The sequence below is a fragment of the Rufibacter soli genome (assembly GCF_054781795.1).
On sequence record NZ_BAAGTS010000001.1, the window covers coordinates 53,814 to 77,233 of the forward strand.

Genomic DNA, 23,420 nt, shown 5'->3' on the forward strand with positions numbered 1-23,420 from the left:
GGCAAATCATTATTGTTAATGTAGCTATAGCACCAATGCCCTAAGGTTCTGAAGATGGAATCCTTACACATTAAGCAATAAAAAGCGGGAGCTACTTTTTATATAGCTCCCGCTTTAAATTCTTAAGAATACCTATTGTTTTACCACACGAGTAGTAGCTTTGCCAGTAGCCGTTTGTATTTGCAGGTAATAAACTCCAGCCGATAGATTTTCCAAGGATAGATTAACTGGCTGCCCAGCCTCTACCTGCACTGACTTTTTGAGCACTGCTTTTCCACTACTATGGAATAAGGTCAAGAAGGCTTCGCCACTTAAGTCTGAAGAAGCCATTACAGAAACATTACCTGCTGTTGGGTTAGGATATACAACTAAGGTCGCTTGCACTTCTTTTTGGCCAATAACTTTTACTGCTATTACTTTAGAGTATTCAAACTTTTTGTCATAATCTACCTGCTTGAGGCGGTAGTAGATAGTACCTGATACAGAGGCCGGGTCTACAAAGCTGTAGTCAAGGCGAAGGCTGCTGGTTCCATGCCCGGCCACTTTCCCAATTGCGTGGAAGCTTTTCCCATCCTTGCTCCGTTCCACCTGGAAGTACTCGTTGTCTTTTTCTGACGCTGTAGACCAGGAGAGCTTAACAGAACCGTCGGTTTGCTTTCCAGAGAAGGAAATTAATGAAACAGGGAGCGGAACAACAGGTGCTGTAATGGCAGCAGTTGCAGTAGCTATAGAGTTCAGGAAATAATTACCTGCATCATTCCCTGACAAGGAGGCACCACTTAGAGTAACAATTTTATTATTACCTACTTCAGGAGTATCAAAGGTAGCTGTTCCACCAAACAAGCTAACGTTATCCCCTTCAAGTTGCCCGGCAACGGATCTGGTGACAACTTCAGCAGCTGTTGTACCATTAAACTCTTTGTCTTTTGCGGTAAAGAATCCCACAATCCCTTTAGGGGTAATGGCAGCAGAAGCGCGAGGCACAGTTGTACCAGCAAGGGTATAATTACCAAGGTCATTGTTTCTCAATGAGATGCCATTGATATTTATAGTTTTGTTAGAACCCGCGTTTTTGTCTGAAAACTCTGCTACTGAATAAACCACAGATAAGTTATCTGCAGGGTATTTATCAGACGATAAAGTGACTGCAGCAATTCTTGAACCATCATACTCCTTGTCAATACCAATAGCAGTTAAAGTGAGAGACTTGGGGTTAATTGCTGCACTTAAACCCGTAGGCTGCACAAGAGTATAATTATCTTTTGCATCACCCTTAAGAGTGCAAGTAGAGGTACAACTGATACCTATTCCTACATTCACAGAGCCGAACGTGCCTGTTCCTATAAAGGCTATATCATCTCCAGTTAAGGCATTTTGCAAAGTACCTGTGATAGTGGCAGCATTTGTGCCATCATACGTTTTGGCTACAGCAGCAGGGCTAGAAATGGTTAGTAACCTTTTATTGATTGTAAGGCTGGCAGAGGTTCTTGTCCCACTAACGCACCCTAATTCATTTATGGCCTCAGCATAGTAAGTAAAAGTTCCGGCAGTGGTTTGGTTTACAAGAAAGGAGGTAGAGTTAGTGGCAACTCTATTAGAGCCTGTAGCATCACTATACCAGTTAACGGTATAACCAGCAGGTACAGTTACTTGCAGCGTTTTATTCGGACTGGCTTCTCCATAGGTGAAAGACCTGTTAGTTGGGTTTGTAGGTGCAGCTGTTGTACCATAAACAGTAAGCAAAGGTGATGCGCTTTGTGCAAGTGTATTTGTGGAAGCTGGGTTATCAGAATTAATGGCAATGGTATACGTGCCGCTAAGGTTACTTGGCAACGTTATGGTACCATTTAGCTTGTTTACGTACCCTCCTGACCCCACTGCAAACCCATTAGTAGAGGTTCTATTCCCTAAAAGGCCAACTAAGGTATATGGCGCTGCACCTCCAGCAGCACTTACATATACCTGAAAGGAAGAAGTTTCTGAAAAATGGGAAGTTGTATTCCCACCTCCATTATGATTAACAGCATCAAATGCAATATTGACAACCGAGCCGGCACAAACTGGATTGGGTGTAACTGCTGTAACTTTGATAGTTTGTGCTTCTGCATTTAGGCTGGTTGCCAAAGTTAATCCCGCTATTATAAGCCCTACAAAAGTTTGGCTTGAAAAATAGGGTTTAGATGAGGAGGAAGGTTTTGCTGATTTACCTAAGCGCACTATCTCCAAAGCAAGCGAACACACTACCAGCAAAAGATCTTTACAAGATGAGTACAAGTTTTTCATTTGAGGTTACTTTAAATAATTTCGATTTTGTATTTAGCTCTTATTTTTTAGAAACTACTTTGCAAAATTGTAAATTATTCCAAGTCAATTCCCAATTGTTATTTATATAACTAAATCAATAAAACCCCATATCACCTTTAATTTAATACATAAAAAATTAAATATTATCCTATTTAAGTATTTTACAAAACCTTTAATTGACATGAAACAGTTGATTTTGACCTATTACTTAACATAAAAATTTATATCAACTGGCTTTTTTACTCATCAAGCGCTTAGTATGTATATTTTTTATTTTTTATTATTTAATTTCAAAACTTTCTAATTAATGTTACACATGCTTTAACAGGTTTATAAGTTTATTTCTAAATATTTTATTTAAAATAATTCAAATTATCCTATTAAAGTCACATACTCAACTTTTTACCTAAGTCAAACAACTACATCTTAAGCTAGTAAAATGGATAACCAAAAATCAACATTCATCTTTATAAACACCTTAACACAAACAACTTAAGCTCAAAATCAGAAATTTAAACTCGCTTTAAACTTTCAATATATAATCAGCTTGTAAGTAGCAAACCCACGGTTTTCAGCAAGCTGGTTTTTCTGAGGTGAAAAGAATTGCTGCCGTATTTCTATGAAACAACTGGCCATAGCTGGTTTTGCATGTTCACCAAGTTTATAAGGAGCGTGGGATCTGGTCCTACCTGATTAGATAGTGATGGAAGAATTGCAGCCCATGTTGGCTCTTTTATTCTCCTTTCTGCTAATGAAGACAGTAGCCTAGCTTAGGCTCTCTTCCCTCAGCGATTGGCTAGTTACTCTAAGCTTTATTAAGAACGGCCCTATTAAAAAATGTTTTTTGTCCCTTTTTTAGTAGAGTAGAGTGACAATTTTAATGGTTAATGATCCTACAAGGATATTTAATTTCTGTGACTCTAATTTAATGTGAGGACATACCTTTAAGGAATTGAGTATAGCAATATCCATGTATTTACATGCAACTATATCTTACTCATTACCAACCCATAGTGATATCAACTTAGTAAAAATATTATATGTTTTTTTGAAACCTATTGAACCTTACACAAAGGCCGGAGGTTACGGATATGCACAACGCAAGGTTGCGCTTTCGTCTTCAACTAAAATTGAATGTCTATGAAAACATCTAATTTCAAAAAAGCAGTATCATTCTTTGCTCTTGCTTCTGCGTTTACCATGGCTGGTTGCCAAAAAGATGAGGTTCTAGAAGAAACTTCTGCAACTCCAGCCGCTGCTGGAACTACCCAGGCTGTTTCTGGTAAATACATTGTTATCCTGAAAGACGGCAAAGCCAGCAACGCCCAGGAGCAAAGAAACCGCATACTGCAGAAATTAGGTATTAACAGCGAACGTGTAAGCGATGTGTTTAATGGCGCTTCAGATGGGTTCATTGGCAACCTCAGCAAAGAGGAAGTACAGCAGTTGAAACAAGATGGCGAAGTTGCCTATGTAGAACAGGAACAAGCTATTACCCTAGAGAAATCTACCGCTACTTTATTTTCAACCACTACCACTACTTCTACCTCCTCTTCGCAGACTATTCCCTGGGGTGTTGCCCGCGTAGGGTATGGTGATGGTACCGGCAAAACCGTTTGGGTAATTGACTCAGGCGTACAGTCTTCCCACCCAGATTTGAACGTTGACAAAACCCGCAGCAAATCATTTATCTCTGGTGATGTTTCTTATGAAGATGGCTATGGCCACGGTACGGCAGTAGCAGGCATCATTGGCGCTAAAGACAACACAGTTGGTGTGGTAGGAGTAGCTGCTAATGCTTCCATCGTAGCCCTTCGGGTGTTTGACAATACCGGTTACGGCACGCTTACCCGTATTTACTCTGCCTTGAACCACGTGTATCAGAACGGTAAAGCCGGCGATGTAGTAAATATGAGCCTTGGGGTTACCGGCTCTACCATGCTGGATGACTTGGTGAAAAAAGTTGCCGCCCGCGGTATTTTCGTAGCCGTAGCTGCTGGTAACAGCTACACAAATTGCTCTAACATCTCCCCAGCCCGTGTGGTAGCCCCTAATGTATTTGTGGTATCTAACATGACTTCTTTGTCTGCGTTCAACCCTACCTCTAACTTCGGTGCTTCTGTGAACGTGGCTGCTCCTGGCACAGACGTACAAATGACCTGGAAAGGAAGTGGCTATGCAACCGGTAACGGTACTTCTTACGCCGCCCCACACGTGGCCGGTATCTTAGCCCTCACCGGCGGAAGAGTAGGAAGCCAAGGCTATGTGACGGCAGATCCAGATGGCAAACCAGATCCAATCGCCCTTAAATAAGCAATAAGTTTGAGCTTTATATAGAAGAAAGGCCCGTCTCCAATGGAGACGGGCCTTTCTTCTATATAAAGCTCCTGCTATCACATCAACTACACCTAGCAGTAAAATGGCTAGTCAAAGAAGGCTTTGCCATCACGGTTCTGTTGCATCCCAAGTTCTAAGATACTTAGACCCAACCCAGGAATTTGGTATAGGATTGCCCCGGTCTCCGTTAGCTTCTGCGCTCTTCATCCATTTCACCTTATTAAGACAAAGGACTTATTCTACTTCGGTTTTAACCTTTTACAGCTAGATAGAGTATTTAAACTATATACTGGCTCTTGAATGGCAAGAGCCCTTCTTTGACTTTAACCTACTACTATGAAAAATTTACAAGCATACTTCTTCGCCCTTATGGCGGTCCTGACCATAACCCTCTCCAGCTGTGACGTTATAGGTGATATTTTCAAGGCAGGAATGTGGGCATCGGTGATCATTATTGTATTGGTCATTTTATTGATTCTTTGGCTTTTCAGAAAAATAAGAAGATAGATTTTAAGCCTACTTTTTAAAAAACGGGCTCAAAACGCAAAGGCCACCCTGAAACCAAGGTGGCCTTTGCGTTTTGCAAGTATAGCTGCGCTTTTAGCGCTTTATTACTTTTATCACTTCTTTGGAAGAACCGGTCTGCACCTGCACAAAATAGACGCCTGATTGCTGCGCAGACAGATCAAGTGCCAGAGGCTTCCCTTGCCCCCATTCTGCCTGCTGCTGAAAAACTACTTGCCCGGTTCCTTGCAGAACAGTAACAGTCACAAGACCAAGGGATTTTTCAGTTACCAACTGTATTTTACCGTCTGCGCTAGGGTTAGGAAAAGCGGCAATAGCTGGCAGAGAGGGCGCCTTGCTTTTTAAAGCATTCACGGCTACCACTTTAGAATACTCAAACCCACCGTCAAAATCGGTTTGCTTTAACCGGAAATAACTGGTTTGAGTGTCTGCATTATCCAAGAGGTAGCTATAGGACAAAGCCACGGCACTATTTCCACTTCCCTTTATGGCTTGGCCTACCGGCAGGAAGTTCTTTCCGTCCAGGCTGTGCTCCAGAATAAAGAAAGCATTGTCCTTCTCAGAGGCTGTGGCCCATAGAAACTGCACCTGCTGGCCTACTCGCTTGGCCTGAAAGTAGAGCAGTTCTACAGGCAGGGGCTGCGGGCTGGTTAGATTAGCACTTGGGTCTGCCACGGCAAAGGGAGAAAAGGAGGTAATACCGGTTCTGGTAATGGAGTACAACCCATTTTTCAGGGTCACTTTCCCGGCGGCACCCTTGTCCCAGTTTTGGTTGTAGTAGTGCAGCAGGTGCGCGCTGTCAGAGGCAAATCCAAGGGCTATATCTTCTGCGTTCCAGGTAAGGGTCATGGTTAGGTTAGAGCCACCGGTTGTATGCTCGTCTACTACCCAGGTTTTGCCTACCACTTTATTGTCTAGCAAAAACCCGGTAGGCAGGTTATTATTGTAGGCAGAATAGATCCCCTCCATCACTTTCACGCTAAAGGTATCTGCCAAGCTGGCGGCACTAAGCTTCAGTTTAACAGGCAGTGCCTTTACAAGGCCCACCGGAAAAACGGCGCTATCTCCAGGAGCTAACTTCATCTTCAGGCGGCCTTTTCCATTAGTTACCAGAAAACTGTTCACGTCATATTTAATAGCTTTTTTACTATCCTGCAGCACTACATCAAACTCACCGGCCTCAAGCCTGGCACCGTTCCGCAGTTCTAACTCTCCTTGTACCACTACCCGTTGGCTTAGTTTTTTCACGTTTCCGCCGGTCCCGTCAATCAATAGGTTGCCGTAAGAACCTAGCTTTATCAATTGGCTGTTTTTGGAGTTATAAATAACGGTACTATTAGCATTCACTAAGCCTAAGGTAGGCACCACATCACTGGCAATTGTCACCGTAGCACTGGCAGCAATATCCATTACGCCGGCCTCTAACCTCACATTCTCAGGAATAGTGAATTGGATAGGCAAACCAGTACCTACCACCACTTTAGAGGAACCTGAAAGGACCAGGTGGCTGGCAAGGGTATGACTACCCGAAAGTGGCGCCTGCACTATAAAGGTTTGGTAGGGGTCTGTAAATGAAACCGGGAGGGTACCCTTGCCTGCTGCGTCTGAGTTCCAGGCCGAGAGCTTGCTCAGGTCAGTACCTACAGTAGAGCTGCTGTAAAAGATCTTTTCATACAAAGCCGTGGAAAGCTGAAAATTGTCAATGGCTAACAAGTCCTTACCATTCGTTTTGTCATCAATCCACCGGATGGCCAACTCTGCCTCAGGAGCCAAGTTGATACCAGCCAGGGTAAGGTTTACAATAGTCTTATTAGCTAAAGCGTTACCGTCAATAATGGAACTTAGGTTGCCAGATACCGGTGAAACCAAGGAAGTAAGAGGTACCCAGGCGCCGGCAATGGCTCCTTTAGCGGTGATTCTATACTCTACCCGAAGGCTGGATTCAGATGGGCCTGCATACCATTGCTGCAACTCAAAGCCAATGCCAATTTGGGTTAACGGCCGGGCGATGGCATTCACGAAACTGACACCATACACTACCGGTTCACTGCTGGAGGCGTAACTTCCCAGACTTCTTTCTGTTGTGGTGGCCGTAGCGCCAATGCTTTTAAGTCCTTTATCAGAGATTGCGCCCTGGCTTATTTCAATGGTAGAAACGCTAATGCCGTTTACAGTGGCACTCCAGCCAGGCAGGGTTATGTCATTTTGCCAAGGCTTTGAGGTTACCGTTCCATTGTCGGTGGAGAGGAGCCTAGGAAGAGCGTTAAAATCCTGGGAATAGGAAACCCCTGGCTTGGTAATGGAAATGGACTGGGAATTGGCAAAGGGAACCGAAGTGAGAAAGGTAAGGGCACCTACTAAGGCTACCTTTAAGTAGCGGGAAATGGTTGTCATTGGTAATCTTGTGTTGTCTTTGTTCTTTGTTGTTTTGTCCCTACAAAGGTAGACGGGCCAAATCGTCCAATTCAATAGGCCAATCCCTTGCACTCAACAAAGTAAAATCCCACGGTTACCCTATAATGTGCTATCTTTTTTGCGCCTTTTTCATTCTATAAGCTGAACAATAGGATTTGAGGGATGAACTAGTGCATACACCCGATGAAATGGAGGCATTTTGAAAACTCGGCAAAGGATATAAGCACTGAAAAGAGGTCCTCTTTTTAAATATTTTCAACATTATGCTATATATCCAATATAATTATCCAACAATCCAGTAATATTTCTAACTATATAGGCAAAATACAATGCTATTTTACTTTAAATTAATATTAATGACAGATAATGAGAAATTATCCAACACTGGCAATACCTACTAGTAGGTAAAATCAACCCAAAAACAGGCTATTTCAAAAAGGGTTGGGTATAAAAAAAGGGCCTCTTACCAGAGGCCCTTTTTTATGATTCAGAAAGCAATCCTATCTTTTGGTTTTCTGTGGCATGGTACCCAGTAACCAATCCCAAAGCGGGGTAGAAACCCCATAAGCCCTTTCAGGGTCTTTGTAGTGGTGAATGCTGTGGTGAATCCAGAGTTGTTTCAAAAAGTTCTTGGGCGGTGCGTAGGCATGCACGGCGTAGTGTACAAACAGATACAAGGCATAGCCAAACAGAAAACCTGCCACCAAACCAAATACCATACTTCCAAAAATCAGTTTAAACACGAAGAAGAAGAAGGAAGCCAGAAACAGACTCACAATAGGAGGCATGGCCAGCCTGGATTTGTCTTTGGGGTAATCATGGTGGTTGCCATGGAACGTATACTGGATGTTTCTCTTAAGATCATTGGTAGGCTCCATGTGGAAGATGAACCTGTGCGCCAGATACTCTACTAACGAGAAAATCAACCAACCGGCCAGAAACAACCCTACCGCCGACAAGACATCTAAAAAGCCGTATTGAAACCCATACACCAGCAAGCCAGTGGCAATAATCAGGAAGATGGTGATTGGAATAGCAATGTGGGTATGGGTGAGCCGTTCCAGCACAGGATTTTGGAAAAGTGTTGCTGATCCTTTGTGATTCGGTTTCATAAGTAAAAGATTAAATGAAACGTTGCTTTGCTTCTGAACGCAAAATTAAACAAATATCTGATGTCTCCAGTCAGAATATCACCAGAGACCGGTGAGGTACTGCTTTACGGCGGCTACCACCTCTGCAACTGTCTTGCCCCCAGCCTCAACAGTAAAAGCCGCCTGGGCATAAAATAACTCCCGTTGCGCCAAGGTTTCTGCTAAGTACTCTTCCAGTGCCTCCGGCGATTTCTCCCGCAGCAAGGGGCGGGCATCCAGATCTTGCCGGGTAAGACGGGCTACCAAATCCTGGGGCTGTACCTGCAGATAAACGGCGGCCCCGTTTTCCAACATAAACGTCATATTGCCATGAAAGCAGGGTGCTCCCCCACCCGTTGCCAATACCACACCGCGCTTCTCCCCTGTCACCTGCCGTAAGGCCCGCGCCTCGGCCTCCCGGAAATACGCCTGGCCTTTTCGCTCAAAAACCTGGGGCACGGTGGCACCTTCCTGTTCTTCAATTAACGTGTCAAGGTCCAAAAAGGTGTATCCTACTTCTTCTGCCAGCGCGCGGCCCACGGTAGATTTCCCGCAGCCGGGCATACCCACCAGAAAAACCACGCCGGCTTTTGAACCCTGGGACAAAGACCTATCTGTCATTTCTGAATTTTTGCTTGAAGAATAAAAGTGACCAGGTGGGAGAACCTGGGGAAAGCCCAGAGAACAATTGCGTTTTAAGCCTGTTTTTCCAAAAACAGGCTTAAAACGCAATTGCATCAGGCATCTGGCCGGGTCATTTTAAGAGGGCTTGCACCTCAGCGGCAGTAGGCACATCATGGTAATGCCACTTGCCTACCACAATGCCGTTCTTGAGCAACAACAGCCCGGGGTTGGCCCTAATCATGGTTTTAAGCACGGTGGCATCCGCAAAGAAGTACGGCGCTGACAGGTTGATCTCATGCCGGAACACATCAAAGTCCTGGCTACTGCTGGAGGTGATCACCACCGGCACCACTTTAGGCGACGGGGTTTTCTCCAGGCCCGCCAGAAGGGTATTGATGCCCGCAAAACTCTCACGATCTGCCTTGTTTACGTCTTTGACCAGAATGAGCAGGCGGTTGCCAATGAACATCTCCTGAGTAAAGTCGCCCTGGTCGTTCCAGACATTGAAATCCGTGATCTTGGGTCCGTCCTCGGGGTTGAGTGGTACCATTTGCTTGAACACGTAGGTGGTATCTGTGGGGTAGCTCTCAAAGGCATGTTGCTTGCCACCTTTCTCCATCACGTATTGGTACCGGAGCGGCGCCGAAGGCTTCATGAGTTTGGGCAGATTGGCCCCTACCCGGTACGCCCGGAAATCTATGAAGGGCTCATGCCGGTAGGCATACGCCCCAATGCCTACGGAAAGCAAAAGGGCCAATACCACCAAAATACCAGGCACCTTGCTTCTCACACTTCCCAAGGAGCGCAGGGAGCGCTGCGTGGCCAGCAACAGCAGAATCAAGACCAGTAGAAATACGTCTTTGCTAAAGGACTCCCAGGGCGTAAGCTTTATGGCATCGCCAAAGCAGCCGCAGTCAGTGACCTTGTTGAAGTACGCCGAGTAAAACGTGAGGAAGGTGAAAAACAGGGTCAGGAAAAACAGAGACCAGAGCACCTGGTTCAGCCGCCAGCGCACCAACAGCGCCACCCCTAAAACTACCTCAAGGGTACTCAGGAAAATAGACAGGTACAGCGCAAAGGGCTTGATACTCAGAAACAGCTTTGAGAAATCAATAGCGAACACCTCAAAGTACTCCTCCAGTTTTATGGCGGTACCTACCGGGTCATTGAGTTTGATCAGACCCGAGAAAATGAACAGCCCGCCCACTATCACCCAGGCAAACCTACTAAGCAGACGTAGCGCCATGGCTGGGGTAATTTAGTTTAATGAGGCAGAACACGGCATAGTTGAGCATGTCACGGTAGTTGGCTTCCACGCCCTCAGAGACCAGCGTCTGCCCGTCATTGTCTTCTATCTGTTTGGTGCGGTAAAGCTTCATGAGTATGAGATCCGTCATAGACTCTATACGCATGCTGCGCCAGGCCTCGCCATAGTCATGGTTTTTATCTTGCTGCAGGGCAGAAGTTTTCTGGATCTCCTCTTCATACAGGGCCCGCACCCGCTCCACCGGCAGGGCCTGCTCGGTTTCGCCCTGCGCCATTAATTGCTCCTGCATGAGGGCAATCACGCAGTAGTTCACAATGGCCACAAACTCAGAGGTAATGTCATCCTGGATTTTCTGGGTGCCTTTCTCCTGAATAGACCTGATGCGCTGCGCTTTGATAAAGATCTGATCTGTGATGGAGGGCAGCCGCAGAATTCGCCAGGCGGTCCCGTAGTCCTGGGTTTTTTGCAAAAACAGGCGCTGGCAGGCCTCTATCACGCGGTTGTACTCCTGGGCGGTTTGGTGAATCAAGTTTTTAATTTTAACTTTATAGGAAATGATACTATAGGCCAATTGAACGCGAAAGATACACTTTTTTGCAAAAAAACCACCCTCAACTGCGGGGGGCGCTTGGTCTTGCTGCCGCAGCCCACGGTTATGGGTATCCTAAACCTCACCCCAGATTCTTTCTATCCGGAGAGCCGGTTGCAAGGGGTGCAGCAGGCCCTGGCCCAGGCAAAGAAGATGCTCACTGAGGGAGCCACCTTCCTGGACATTGGCGGGTATTCTACGCGCCCCGGCGCCCCAGAGGTTTCAGAACAGGAAGAACTGGATCGCGTAATACCTGTAATAGAGGCATTGGCCAAAGAGTTTCCAGCGGCGCTGCTCTCCATAGACACCTTCAGATCCAAAGTAGCCCGGGAGGCCGTGCAACGCGGAGCCCATATTATCAATGATGTTTCTGGCGGCACCCTGGATGAGGAGATGTTTGCCGTGGCCGGCAAACTGGGTGTTCCCTACCTGCTCATGCACATGCGCGGCACGCCGCAAACCATGGCTAACTTTACCCATTATGAGAAGGGCCTGCTGGAAGAGGTTATCTCATTTTTCTCGGAGCGCATAGCTATGCTGCGGGCGGCGGGTGTGAAAGACATCATCCTGGACCCGGGCTTTGGGTTCGCCAAAAACGTAGAGCAGAATTTCCAGCTGCTGCGTCACCTGCGGGAACTGGAAATCTTCCAGCTACCGCTCCTAATTGGCCTTTCCCGCAAATCTATGACTTACAAGCCACTGGACGTAGGTCCAGAAGAAGCCCTCACCGGCACAATTGTAGCCAACACCCTGGCGTTACTCAACGGAGCCGATATCTTGCGGGTACATGACGTAAAGGAGGCCATGCAGACCATACAAATTGTAAAAAAGACATTAGCGCCGTGATTTCACTGTTTTCCATAGGGTTTTTAGACATAGAGTGGCTGGATATCATAGATATCCTGCTGGTAACGGTGCTACTCTACCAACTCTACAAACTCCTGACGGGAAGCGTGGCCCTTAAAATTTTCCTGGGGCTTCTGTCTGTTTATTTGCTGTACTTGGTGGTGAAAGCCGCGGGCATGGAGCTGCTCACTATCATTCTGGGCCAGTTCATGGGCGTGGGTGTTCTGGCCGCCATCATTGTGTTCCAGCCCGAGATCAGGCGGTTTCTGCTCATGATTGGCAAAACCACCGCCTTCAACAATGAGCGGCTGTTCAAAGGGTTCCCCTGGCGCCGCACCGTCACCGAAGACCGCTTGTCCATCACTCCTTTTATAGAAGCAGCCAAGTCCCTGGCCGGCAAGAACACCGGTGCCCTCATCGTTTTCGCCCGAAGCTCTGAGTTGCGCTACTTCGCTGAGTCTGGAGATTCCATAGATGCCGTAGTAAGCAAACGTCTTCTTATCTCCATCTTCAATAAGAATAGCCCTCTGCATGACGGCGCCGTCATCATTCACGGCAACCGCATTAAAGCCGCCCGCTGCATTCTGCCTGTCACCGAGAGCAACGACGTGCCTGCCTCTATGGGCCTCCGGCACCGCGCCGCCATCGGCTTAACCGAGGTCACCGACAGTGTGGTATTGGTAGTCTCTGAGGAAACCGGCCAGATTGCCCTGGTCCGCAACGGTGAGGTCTTCCGCAACCTTTCCGCCGCCGACCTGCGCTCCAAACTAAACCATTTCCTGTTTGACATTGAGCCTAAGGTAGTGGAGAAAGTAGCGGCGGCTTAAGACCATATTTTTCTCCGACCCTCTCCTGCTACTGTTCTCTTTGCCTTCTACTCGTTTTAGGCAAGGATATCGCTTCTCTTTCATTAATAGTCACCTGAGCACTCTCCCTGGTTCAAGTTTTCAACTTGGACCTATCATTTGGGAAGTTTCCAACTTCCCTGAGGCGCAAGCCTCATAATTTGCATTCTCTACATTCTCCTACTGTTTGCCTTTATTGGTGTTCATATGGGCCGACGACCAAGACTTCCTCTCACCTTGCTTCTTCCGTGTACACGCCTTCCCGCCTGCTGCTGGCGTGGTGTCTGTTCTAGCCTTAAGCCCTTATGCTTTCTTGTTTCATCTTCTCCCTCCGAGCGCTCACGGCCGCGGGGCCCCGTCCTTCCCCCTCGCACTGCCCTTGCGGCCGAGTTGCCTTCTTCTCTTAGCAGAGCCACTGCAGGGCCACAAGCGAGGCGCTCGAAGTAAAGACTGGAACTGGGGAACGATTGGGTATGAGGTACTTCAATATCCGCTTTAGGGTGAATGGCGTTCTGTGTACGTTTTCCATTAAAAGGCCCAAAACGGGGCTTGTCTAACAAAATCCAATTCCGCTAAATAAACGCAGACTCTCCCCTTGAGGGGAGCGCAGAGGGGTGTTTACACCAGCAGATGACACATGTTTATGACCACGCATTTCGTCCCCCTTTCAAGGGGGTAGGGGGATGACGCACTCCTGCCGGTCAACTAAGAACTCAGGATTCAGAACTCAGCGCAGCTGTTTGTTTCCAGCCCGTTTTTCCCAAAACACGCTCAAAACAGTTTCTACCCCACCACCAAGGAAGCGCGATATGCCAAGGAAATGTTTATCTTTTGGGCGGTAACCTGATTCTATATGCGCCTGATCTATCTTCTCCCGCTTCTTCTTTTGCTGCTTTCTGCTCCTTCCTTCGGCCAAGAGGCCGATAAAGAGAAAATTGACGCCAAACTCACTCAGAAACTGCAGGCTCTTACAAAGGGCTTTGGGGGAGACGTGGGCATTTATGTGCGGAACCTGAAGACCGGCAAGACGGTGGCCATCAATGCAGACAGCCTCTTCCCAACCGCCAGCATGATCAAAGTGCCTATTATGGTGGGCATGTTCGCGAAAATGGAACGCGGCGAAATAGCTCCTGATACCATTCTCCGGTACCGCGATTCACTGTTTTATGCCGGGGAAGACATTGTGGGCAATTTCAAGGACAGCAGCACGGTGGCTTTGAGCAAGGTACAGATGCTCAGCATCACCACTTCAGACAACACGGGCAGCCTATGGCTTCAGCAGTTGGCTGGTGGCGGTGTGGCCATCAATGAATGGCTGGAGAAGAACGGTTTCGCCCATACGCGCGTCAATTCCCGTACCCAAGGCCGCCGCCCTAATTGGCAGAAATATGGCTGGGGCCAGACTACTCCCCGCGAGATGGCCCGTCTTGTAACCATGATTCGGGAAGGACGCGCCGTGAGCCCCGCCGCCAGTGAGCGCATGTACCGCAACCTGGGTCGCATTTACTATGATGAGGTGGCCCTTTCCCAGATACCGCCTACAGCGCACACAGCCTCCAAGTCTGGGGCGGTTAACCAGTCAAGGTCTGAGGTGGTGCTGGTGAACGCCCCGCACGGCGACTACGTGTTCTGCGTCATCACCAAAAACCAGAAAGACGAAAGTTGGCAGTATAATAACGCCGGCTATGCTTTGATTAGGGCTGTCTCCAAAACCATATGGCAGCACTTTGAACCTAAATCAGATTGGCAACCGGCTAGAGGCGTAGAAAAGTATTAGACTTCTCCTAATCACAGTTTCTAACCAAGTTTCATCCGCCGTTTTAAGCCTGTTTTTGTAAAAACAGGCTTAAAACGGCGGATGGACTTTCTTCACCTTAATAACGCTTTTCTGTCTGCGCATCACAGCGCTTAGGCTTCCTAAATGACTCCGCCCTGCGTTCTTTCTTATATATAGAGCCAACCCATCACCAGACACCTATTCTGTTTTTATCAGGCCAGCGCCGGGGCCGGCAACCCGAAGATATCTTTCAAGGCACGCCGGGCCGCATGGTATCCGCACATGCCGTGTACGCCGCCGCCGGGCGGCGTGGAGGAAGAGCATAGGTAAAGCCCTTTTACTGAGGTTTGGTACGGTGACCAGCGAAGCGCCGGGCGGGTGTAGAGTTGGCCCAAGTCAATGATGCCGCCGTTAATGTCACCGCCAATGTAGTTGGGGTTATAGGCCTGCAGTTGGGCTGTGTTCATGGTGTGGCGGGCCAAAATAAGATCTTTGAACCCGGGCGCAAACCGTTCCACCTGGTTTTCAATGGCGGTGGTCATGTCTACGGTGGAGCCATTTGGTACGTGGCAATAAGCCCAGGCGGTATGCTTTCCGTCAGGTGCCCGGGTGTCATCAAACAGGCTTTGCTGGGCCAGCAGCACAAATGGCTTTTCGGGGTGCTGCCCCTGGGCGGTGGCCTGTTCAGAAGCAGCAATCTCTTCCAGGGTATTCCCCAGGTGCACGGTGCCTGCCTGGCGGCATTCTGGGGCGGTAAACGGAATAGGTCCGTCCAGGGCCCAGTCTATCTTGAACACCCCCATGCCATACCGGTAGCGCTGCAATTGGTTTCTGTAAATAGGCGAAAACTTCTCCCCTGCTATCTCCAGTAGTTGCCTGGGCGTCACGTCCAGCAGCACGGCCTTGCTAGCCGGAAGTTGTGCCAAGGCCTTAACATCGACGCCAGTTTCTAGGGTCCCGCCCAGACTAGTGAAGTAAGAGGCCAGTGCATTGGCAATCTGCTGGGAGCCGCCCTTGGGTACCGGCCAACCCTGTAAATGCCCCACCGCCATCAACACCAGGCCTATTGCCGAGGTGCTCAGGTTGGAAAGCGGCTGGATGGAATGCGCCGCCATACCAGCCCAGAGCCCGCGCGCCTCAGGGGTTTGGAAATTCTTGGCCAGGTGCGTGGCTGAAGTAAGGGCGTTCAACCCAAAGGCAGCCATGTCCAGGGGATGGCGGGGAAAGCGCAGAGGCCCCAACACATCTGCGGCCAGGCCGGGCCAGCTTTTCACCAGGGGCTCCATTAAATCCAGGTAGGTTTTGGAGTCCAGCCCCAGGGCCTCAGCGGTATCATGCAGGGAGGGGTGCAGGGCCGCTGCGGTGCCGTTGTCAAAAGGGTGCGCCGCAGAAAGCGGGGGCGAAATAAACGTTAACCCATGTTTCCGCAACGGCAAGGTCTTGAAAAACGGGGAACCCACCGCCAGCGGATGAATGGCCGAGCAGACGTCATGCACAAAGCCCGGCAGGGTAAGTTCTTTGGAGCGAAGGCCGCCGCCAATCTGGTCTTTGCCTTCCAGCAGTAGTACCTGAAGGCCTGTCTGTTGCAGGGCAATGGCCGCTGCCAGCCCGTTGGGGCCCGTGCCTACCACTACCGCGTCATATTCTGTCATGCTTTTTAAATTTTCCCCCTTATACTTTCAAACCAGAAAAGAGGCCCACCTGTTTTTGGCCCATTTTCCAAAAAACAGGCCTAAAACAGAATTCTGTTCTTGCGTATAGAGGGTACAAGCTACTCATTTTTGCATGTCAGACGCGCCTTTTCTTCCGCTTTTCCCGCAACTAACGCCGGTTCTCAGTAATGTGACCGCCCTTGACTTTGAAACCACGGGTGTGGGCGGCGGCAAAGGCCGGGTCATTGAGATTGCGGCCCTGAAAAGTGCCAACGGCCAACTGACCGGCCGGTTCCAAACCTTAGTGAAGCTCAAAGGCGAGCTACCTTCCAAAATCACGCAGCTTACCGGCATTACGGCCCAGGAGTTGGCCTATGGCATGGAGGAACGCGCGGCCTTTTCTATTTTGAAGGAATTTATAGGCGACAGCACGGTGGTGGCACATAATGCCCCATTTGACCTGGGCTTTCTCTACAGCACCTACCGCCGCTTAAAACTGGGTCCGGCGCAGCACCCGTTTATAGACACCCTGTCGGTTTGCCGGTTACGGCAGCCTTCGCCGCGTAGCCTCCCTGATATGTGCAAGGCCTACGGCATTCCGTTGAGCCGCTGGCACCGCGCCTTGCCGGACGCCACCGCTACCTGGCATCTACTGCACCGCCTGCATGAAGAAAGCCCCCTGGATGACATGCGCAACAAGCTGGTGCTCAACCCCAAATACGGAAATCCTTTCTGGCTTCCGCCATTGGCCGAGGTGCTTCCGCCCCAAAGCCCTGCCTCCTCAGAAGACAATCCACTGACCAACCCGGAAGCGTAGCCATCAGATACTCAATATATTATAACAAAATCAATATCTCAACCACTGGCATGGGAAAGTATTTGACGTATTTATCTAAAGAAAATGCCGTATTTATTCCAAAGACCCTATCCCGGCGGCTTCCGTTTAAAGGCATAAGAACTATATAGCTTTAAAGGAATTTATAATTTTCTTTAGAAAGGCTACACAGACATTCATCTGCTTTCAGGTAATAGCTTTTACATCTTCCAGCGGTTATTGACAAGCAGGATTCAACCCATCACCCGACAAGGAAACTACCGTTTCCACAAAAAAGGGGGAGCTTGGCGGCTCCCCCTTTTGTTTTTTTTGTTGTCTTTAAAAATTTTTGGCTGTGGCCAGATACTGCCGCAGTAGTTAGTCAGGCTACTACAACAGTTTTATACTCTTGGCCACATCATTGCCTTCCTCATCTTTCTCAATGTCAAACTCCACGCGGTCACCCACGTGCAGGTCATTGAAATCTGTGTCTATCACGTTAGTGAAATGGAAGAACAGATTGTTGGGTGGGAATTTGATAAAGCCGTAGCCATTCTTCAGGCTCATGATCTCTCCTTCGCCGTGGTCTGGCTGTTCCTCCTCATCCTTCACTACCGCGGTGGTGCGTTTCTGGTCTGGCTGCACAAAGAAGTGCTGGATAGACGCATCATTACGGGCAATGGCCTGGTCAATAATGCCGTGCATGGCCATAGGGTATGTCACTTCGGCCAACAGGTCTTGTGATGGGCGGGTGGTCATGCGCTGGCCGTTGTCTGTGGTGTACTCAAACTCCCAGGTCATAGCCATTACGCGGGTACCCAGCGTGTTCACCTTACGCACCAAGGGCACGTAGTCTCCGTCTGAAGAGATAAGCACCAGTACGTCAAACCGCTTGTAGAAAGCCTGTTCAAAAGCTTCCAGCGCTAGCCATACGTCTATGCCGCGTTCCTGCTTATACCCTTCCGGCGTAGTCCGCACCGGCAGGTAATGGGTAGTCACGCCTTCAGACATCAGGATGTCATCAAATACGCGGTCCCAGTACAGGGTGTCGCCGCGCTGGCTGGCCTCATAGGCATTCAATCTTCCCCTGAAGTAGTGGGCATCCACAATCCGGCAAAAGCGCGGATCTATGTTCTCTTCCTCCGCTACCTGGTCTCTGATGAATTCATGTAACCCTGATATGCTGATACGGCGCTTTCGTTGGTGGCCGTACGCATAATAGTTACTCACCTGTAAGAAGTAATTGCCGTCGTAGAAGACGCCAATCCTCACTAGTTTGTCCTGCATGTTGTCGGTTTTTTTTACGTTTGTCTGTTTATTATTTAATCTGTTTCACTATTAAACTAGAAGGGAGGGAGAACCACCATAAGAAAGCGGAAAGGAAACAGAAATTGCTACTGGAGATGGGAGAAGCAGGAATTAGAGGCAGTAACGAAACAAAAACCTAACTTATTTAATCTGCTATATCTTATAGAATCTCAATAAACCAATCGGGGGAACCACAATCTTATTCAATTTTCACTCCTTGGTGAGCATTAGCACCTTAGTAGGTGATCTGGTATATCTTTACTGGTACGCTTATCACTAATAACCCGGAAAATAAAGGCCCCTTTCCGTTAGGGAATATTTGCCAAAAGTAGACATTCATTGGTTAGGTGACAACCTAAATTATTAACGTTCTATTTCCTTCTTCTAGTACTTACGTAATTGCATAGTCTGGTATAGTCCATAGACAACTGAAACTACCAAAGTCTTACGCAAATAGACCATCTTAATCCTCCTCCCAAAAGATAAATTTTTATAGAATTATTTAATTTAAAATACTAACCATCCTTTAGAGCGCTGGTGAAAGACGGCAAGCCACCTAAGTATTTGCCACCCTTGCTCCTTTTAAAACCGGTTCAGTTTTAATTTGTTAAATTATTTTATAATATTGCTATGGATTCTATGTAGAGATAGTTTTCCCCCAAGTCAAATGCCCCACTGATCTCCGTTGACCAGTGGGGCATTTTGCTGTACTTTCCGGAAAACAGGCTAGAAAGAGAATTTACCCTTTCAGCACGCCCAGTTCTCTGCCTACCTCCGTGAAGGCTTGAATAGCGCGGTCAAGGTGCTCCTGGGTATGGTCAGCGGAAAGCTGCACCCGTATACGGGCGGCCCCCTTAGCCACTACCGGGTAGTAGAAGCCAATCACGTAAATGCCTTTCTCCAGCATCTTGGCCGCAAACTCCTGGGCCAGCTTGGCCTCATACAGCATCACGGGTACAATGGGGTGCACACCTGGCTTAATGTCAAACCCGGCGGCGGTCATTTTCTCTCTAAAGTATTTGGTGTTCCACTCCAGGCGGTCCCGCAGTTCAGTGGTAGAGCTCAGCAGTTCCAGCACCGCCAAAGACCCACCTACAATGGCCGGGGCCAGGGAGTTGGAGAACAGGTACGGGCGTGAGCGCTGGCGCAGCATCTCTATGATTTCTTTTCTACCGGAGGTAAACCCGCCCATGGCGCCACCCAAGGCTTTGCCTAAGGTACCGGTGATAATGTCCACGCGGCCCATTACATTGTGGTACTCATGCGTACCGCGGCCGGTCTTGCCAATAAAGCCTGAGGAATGGCACTCATCTACCATCACCAGCGCCTTGTATTTATCGGCCAGGTCACAGATTTTATCTAACTGGGCAATGGTGCCATCCATGGAGAAAGAGCCGTCTGTCACAATAATGCGGTGCTTGGCGCCCTGGGCTTCCTGCAGCTTGGCTTCCAGGTCTTGCATGTTGTTGTGCTCATAGCGGTAGCGCTGGGCCTTGCACAGGCGCACCCCGTCAATGATAGACGCGTGGTTCAAGGCATCTGAGATAATGGCGCTCTGCTCATCAAATAAAGGCTCAAACACCCCGCCGTTGGCGTCAAAGGCGGCCGCGTAAAGAATGGTATCCTCGGTGCCCAGGAACTCAGCAATCTTGGCTTCCAGCTGCTTGTGGATGTCTTGGGTACCGCAGATAAACCGCACCGAACTCATGCCAAACCCATGGGTGTCCAGGGTCTGCTTGGCCGCTTCCAGCACCGCGGGGTGCGAAGACAGGCCCAGGTAATTGTTGGCGCAGAAGTTGAGCACCTCGCCGGTCTGCTGGGTTCTGATCTCAGCGTGCTGCGGGGTGGTGATAATGCGCTCTTCTTTATATAAGCCGTTGGCTTTGATCTCAGCTAACTGCTGCTCTACATCTGGTTTCAGCGTTTCGTACATAGTGTTGCGTTTAAGGCGTTCGGGATTATGGTATGTAAGTTCTAAGGAATTATTCAGGCTTTTCGGGTTCACCGGCCGGGGATGAAGGCCGTTTGAAAATGGGTCGCGGCCGCGGAGTTTTGGCAGGTTCCTGGGCCGGAGTTTCTAGAGCACCGGTTTCCGTTTCAGGGCCGTTTTTAGGAAAACTGCCCGAAACTGGCGACTCTGCGTTAACAGGTTTTTCGCTCTCGCCGGAAGCTGGTCTTTTGAAAACCGGTCTGGGTCTGGGCGGCTTGGGTTTGCTTTCTTCTGCCGGCGGCGTAATAACAGGAAAAGCGTTTTCCGGAGCTGACAGCGGCGTGGAAGGTTCTGCAGAGACGGCAGTTATCTCTGGCGTAGAGGCGGGCCGTTTGAACACCGGGCGCGGGCGCGATGGTTTTGCTACTGGGGCTTCCGGTGAAGGGGTGTCCTGAGTTTCAGCTGAATTACCTGTTGACTTATCTTTATCAGAACCACCAGCATCAGCCTCCACAGCCGGCGCATCTGAGGCCGGGCGTTTGAAAACGGGTCTGGCGCGACCGGGTTTGGGCGGGGCTTTTTCCAGGGCATCCAAAGAGGCAGGCGCGGACACAACCGGCTCTTCTGCCACTGGCGTCTCTTCCTTGGAAAGCTGGGCAATGATTTCGGCTGGCGGCCGGTTTACCGGAGTGGTTTCAAGAGATGTTTGATCAGCAGCTTCCTTGGTGGGTGCGGCGCGCCGGGTAATAACTCTGGGCCGGGCGGGGGCTGCGATCTCCACCTCCTTCTGCGCGCCGGCCACAGCTGGCTCTGGCACTAGCAGGTAGCGGCGGCGCACGTCATTGAGCACCATCTTCACCGAATTGTAAAAACTATTGGGGTGCATTTGGGCGTATAGCTCCTGCCAACGGACATACCGCACCGGATCATCGGCTTGAAAAGCCGTTTCAGCAATGCGCCGTTTAATCAGAAACTCTGAAAAAGTCATAGAGGCAGTACGCAGGTTCCCACTTCCAAAGATACAAAACCTGTGCAGTCCCCCATATTTTTTGGAGCCAGTTGAATAACGTACATTTGTTTTCCTATTCAGCACCTGCATGACAAGACAAAAAAATGCCATTCTAGTGATAGGCGCCTGCGGACAGTTGGGCTCTGAACTCACCCTTGAATTGAGAAAGCTCTACGGCAACGCCCACGTGGTGGCCGCTGACATTCAATACCCCAAACAGGCCGAGTTGCGCGAAACCGGCCCCTTTGAGATTGTGGATGTGCTCACGCCCCAACACCTGGCAGACCTGGCCGCCCGCTATGAGTTCACCCAGATTTACCACCTGGCGGCTATCCTGTCGGCTACCGGAGAGAAGAACCCTAAGTTTGCCTGGCGCCTGAACATGGACGGCCTCTTCAATGTGCTGGACTTTGCCCTGGAGCAGAAAGTAGAGAAAGTGTACTGGCCTTCTTCTATTGCGGTGTTTGGCCCCAACACGCCCCGCCAGAACACGCCCCAAGACACCATCATGGACCCCAATACGGTCTACGGCATCAGTAAACAGGCCGGCGAGCGCTGGTGCGAATACTATTTCCTGAAATACGGTCTGGATGTGCGCAGCCTGCGCTACCCCGGCCTCATTGGCTACAAGGCCCTGCCCGGCGGCGGCACCACCGACTACGCCGTAGACATTTACCACCAGGCCTTGGCCAAAGGCACCTACAAGTGTTTCTTGAGCGAGAACACCCGCCTGCCCATGATGTACATGCCAGACGCCCTCAAAGGCACCCTGGATCTCATGCACGCCCCCCTGGAGCAAGTGAAAATACGTTCCTCCTACAACCTGGCCGCCATGAGCTTCACTCCCCAGGAGATTGCCACCAGCATCCGGCGCCATTACCCAGACTTTACCGTTACCTATGAGCCAGATGCCCGCCAACAGATTGCAGATAGCTGGCCCCAGAGCATCAATGACAGCGCCGCCCGCCAGGACTGGGGCTGGCAGCCTAGCTTTGACCTGGACACCATGACCGATGACATGCTCCTGAACCTGAAGCGCACCAACAACTAGGCTCCTTGCCTTACTCTTTTTTAAAACGCCCACCGTTGCAGAAGCGGTGGGCGTTCTGTTTTAAGGCCGTTTTTAGAAAAACAGGCTTAAAACGTACCTGTATTTTTTATCCTGTTCATTCTCATCACCTTGGCATTTCTGGTTTCTTCTTTTGGCGCCGATACTGTTATAAATACGGTTTGCTTCTTTAATATTGCGGCTTCATTTAACCCCCTTTTAACCATTACCAGTATGTTGAAGAAATTTTTCTTTGCCGCCACCTTCTGTCTTTCTTTGGGTTTTGCCGCTTCTGCCCAAGATTCTGGAATCATCAAACCTGCTGCCGGTGAGGTAACCGGTGAGGTGCAACTGAGCCTTTCTGATGGCAACACCGTGGGCCTGGGCCTGAACCAACTGCGCGGCCGTTACTTCATGGCCCCAGATCTGGCCGTGCGCGCCTCTTTCTCCCTCAACATGACCACTGAGGACTTTGACGACAATTTCAACCGCAGCACTACCTACGTGGCCATTGCCCCAGGCATTGAAAAACACTTTGCCGGCACAGACCGCCTGTCTCCTTACGTAGGCGCTGAACTTACCCTGGCCAAGTTCTCTGCCCATGAGGAAAGCTCCTTTGAGGAAATTGACGGTGCCTGGTCTAACGGGAACGGCATTTCTAACCGCAACTATTTTGGCTTAGGCTTAGGGGCCGTAGCCGGCGCTGATTACTACTTTGCCAAGCACGTGTATTTAGGCGTGGAGTTTGGCCTGGGCTTCCAGTACAGAACCTACGGCGAGGTAGAGAGAGACCCCAAGAATTCTGGCAACACCATCACGTATGATGATGACAGAAACACCCTTTCCTTGACCCCAACCGTGAACAGCGGCCTGCGTCTGGGTTTCGTGTTCTAGTATCAAGCCATTGTACTTTCAAAGCCCGGCAGTAACGCATACTGCCGGGCTTTTTTGTGCCTTTTCTGTTTTGAGCCTGTTTTTGGCAAAACAGGTGCAAAACAGT

Annotated in this window: 17 protein-coding genes and 1 pseudogene; 8 read left to right on the top strand and 10 right to left on the bottom strand. The window is 49.2% G+C overall.

The window, feature by feature from the left end:
* Positions 1-132: 132 nt before the first annotated feature.
* Positions 133-2,283: a YDG domain-containing protein gene (locus ACYVJQ_RS00230; RefSeq protein ID WP_460891055.1), complete on the bottom strand. Its 2,151-nt coding sequence runs from the start codon at positions 2,281-2,283 to the stop codon at positions 133-135.
* A 1,161-nt stretch (positions 2,284-3,444) separates the two neighbouring features.
* Here ACYVJQ_RS00230 and ACYVJQ_RS00235 point away from each other — a divergent pair.
* Positions 3,445-4,617 (top strand): S8 family serine peptidase, encoded by a 1,173-nt coding sequence (locus ACYVJQ_RS00235; RefSeq protein WP_460891056.1) that lies wholly within the window; start codon positions 3,445-3,447, stop codon positions 4,615-4,617.
* Between the two features lie 360 nt (positions 4,618-4,977).
* A complete protein-coding gene (locus ACYVJQ_RS00240) occupies positions 4,978-5,148 on the top strand; it encodes a hypothetical protein (RefSeq protein WP_460891057.1) in 171 nt (56 codons plus the stop codon).
* 93 nt (positions 5,149-5,241) lie between these two features.
* Here the strand turns inward: ACYVJQ_RS00240 and ACYVJQ_RS00245 are convergent, their stop codons facing one another.
* The 5 genes from ACYVJQ_RS00245 to ACYVJQ_RS00265 form a co-directional block, all read right to left on the bottom strand.
* Positions 5,242-7,560 carry a T9SS type A sorting domain-containing protein gene (locus ACYVJQ_RS00245; RefSeq protein ID WP_460891058.1) on the bottom strand — a complete coding sequence of 773 codons (2,319 nt, stop codon included), beginning with the start codon at positions 7,558-7,560 and terminating at the stop codon, positions 5,242-5,244.
* 521 nt (positions 7,561-8,081) lie between these two features.
* Positions 8,082-8,693 carry a sterol desaturase family protein gene (locus ACYVJQ_RS00250; RefSeq protein WP_460891059.1) on the bottom strand — a complete coding sequence of 204 codons (612 nt, stop codon included), beginning with the start codon at positions 8,691-8,693 and terminating at the stop codon, positions 8,082-8,084.
* Positions 8,694-8,771: 78 nt separating this feature from the next.
* Complete coding sequence (locus tag ACYVJQ_RS00255; RefSeq protein WP_460891060.1) at positions 8,772-9,332, bottom strand: shikimate kinase; 561 nt, start codon at positions 9,330-9,332, stop codon at positions 8,772-8,774.
* A 133-nt stretch (positions 9,333-9,465) separates the two neighbouring features.
* Complete coding sequence (locus tag ACYVJQ_RS00260; protein WP_460891061.1) at positions 9,466-10,581, bottom strand: BT_3928 family protein; 1,116 nt, start codon at positions 10,579-10,581, stop codon at positions 9,466-9,468.
* The gene (locus tag ACYVJQ_RS00265) at positions 10,562-11,131 is read right to left on the bottom strand and encodes a DUF1599 domain-containing protein (protein WP_460891062.1); all 570 of its coding nucleotides are present in this window, start codon (positions 11,129-11,131) and stop codon (positions 10,562-10,564) included. The genes ACYVJQ_RS00260 and ACYVJQ_RS00265 overlap by 20 nt, the downstream gene beginning before the upstream one ends.
* 126 nt (positions 11,132-11,257) lie before the next feature.
* Between ACYVJQ_RS00265 and folP the strand changes: the two genes are divergently transcribed.
* The 3 genes from folP (at position 11,258) to ACYVJQ_RS00280 (ending at position 14,659) form a co-directional block, all read left to right on the top strand.
* Complete coding sequence (gene folP, locus ACYVJQ_RS00270) at positions 11,258-12,037, top strand: dihydropteroate synthase (protein WP_460891063.1); 780 nt, start codon at positions 11,258-11,260, stop codon at positions 12,035-12,037.
* Complete coding sequence (gene cdaA, locus ACYVJQ_RS00275; RefSeq protein WP_460891064.1) at positions 12,034-12,864, top strand: diadenylate cyclase CdaA; 831 nt, start codon at positions 12,034-12,036, stop codon at positions 12,862-12,864. The genes folP and cdaA overlap by 4 nt, the downstream gene beginning before the upstream one ends.
* 871 nt (positions 12,865-13,735) lie before the next feature.
* The gene (locus tag ACYVJQ_RS00280; RefSeq protein WP_460891065.1) at positions 13,736-14,659 is read left to right on the top strand and encodes a serine hydrolase; all 924 of its coding nucleotides are present in this window, start codon (positions 13,736-13,738) and stop codon (positions 14,657-14,659) included.
* Positions 14,660-14,871: 212 nt separating this feature from the next.
* Here the strand turns inward: ACYVJQ_RS00280 and ACYVJQ_RS00285 are convergent.
* Positions 14,872-16,314, bottom strand: a pseudogene (locus ACYVJQ_RS00285) (phytoene desaturase family protein); the annotation flags it as partial.
* Positions 16,315-16,444: 130 nt separating this feature from the next.
* Between ACYVJQ_RS00285 and ACYVJQ_RS00290 the strand changes: the two are divergent.
* Positions 16,445-17,128 carry a 3'-5' exonuclease gene (locus ACYVJQ_RS00290; protein WP_460891066.1) on the top strand — a complete coding sequence of 228 codons (684 nt, stop codon included), beginning with the start codon at positions 16,445-16,447 and terminating at the stop codon, positions 17,126-17,128.
* 387 nt (positions 17,129-17,515) lie between these two features.
* Here the strand turns inward: ACYVJQ_RS00290 and ACYVJQ_RS00295 are convergent, their stop codons facing one another.
* From ACYVJQ_RS00295 to ACYVJQ_RS00305, 3 genes are all read right to left on the bottom strand, one after another.
* A complete protein-coding gene (locus tag ACYVJQ_RS00295) occupies positions 17,516-18,412 on the bottom strand; it encodes an NYN domain-containing protein (protein WP_460891067.1) in 897 nt (298 codons plus the stop codon).
* Positions 18,413-19,172: 760 nt separating this feature from the next.
* Positions 19,173-20,366, bottom strand: a complete 1,194-nt coding sequence (gene kbl, locus ACYVJQ_RS00300; protein ID WP_460891068.1) for a glycine C-acetyltransferase — start codon at positions 20,364-20,366, stop codon at positions 19,173-19,175.
* Between the two features lie 49 nt (positions 20,367-20,415).
* Entirely contained in the window at positions 20,416-21,351 is a 936-nt protein-coding gene (locus tag ACYVJQ_RS00305) for a hypothetical protein (RefSeq protein WP_460891069.1), read from the bottom strand.
* A gap of 109 nt (positions 21,352-21,460) precedes the next feature.
* Here ACYVJQ_RS00305 and ACYVJQ_RS00310 point away from each other — a divergent pair, with 109 nt between their 5' ends.
* Both ACYVJQ_RS00310 and ACYVJQ_RS00315 read left to right on the top strand, forming a co-directional pair.
* On the top strand, positions 21,461-22,423 hold the full coding sequence (locus ACYVJQ_RS00310; RefSeq protein WP_460891070.1) for an NAD-dependent epimerase/dehydratase family protein: 963 nt from the start codon (positions 21,461-21,463) through the stop codon (positions 22,421-22,423).
* Between the two features lie 231 nt (positions 22,424-22,654).
* Entirely contained in the window at positions 22,655-23,314 is a 660-nt protein-coding gene (locus tag ACYVJQ_RS00315) for an outer membrane beta-barrel protein (protein WP_460891071.1), read from the top strand.
* Positions 23,315-23,420 lie beyond the last annotated feature (106 nt).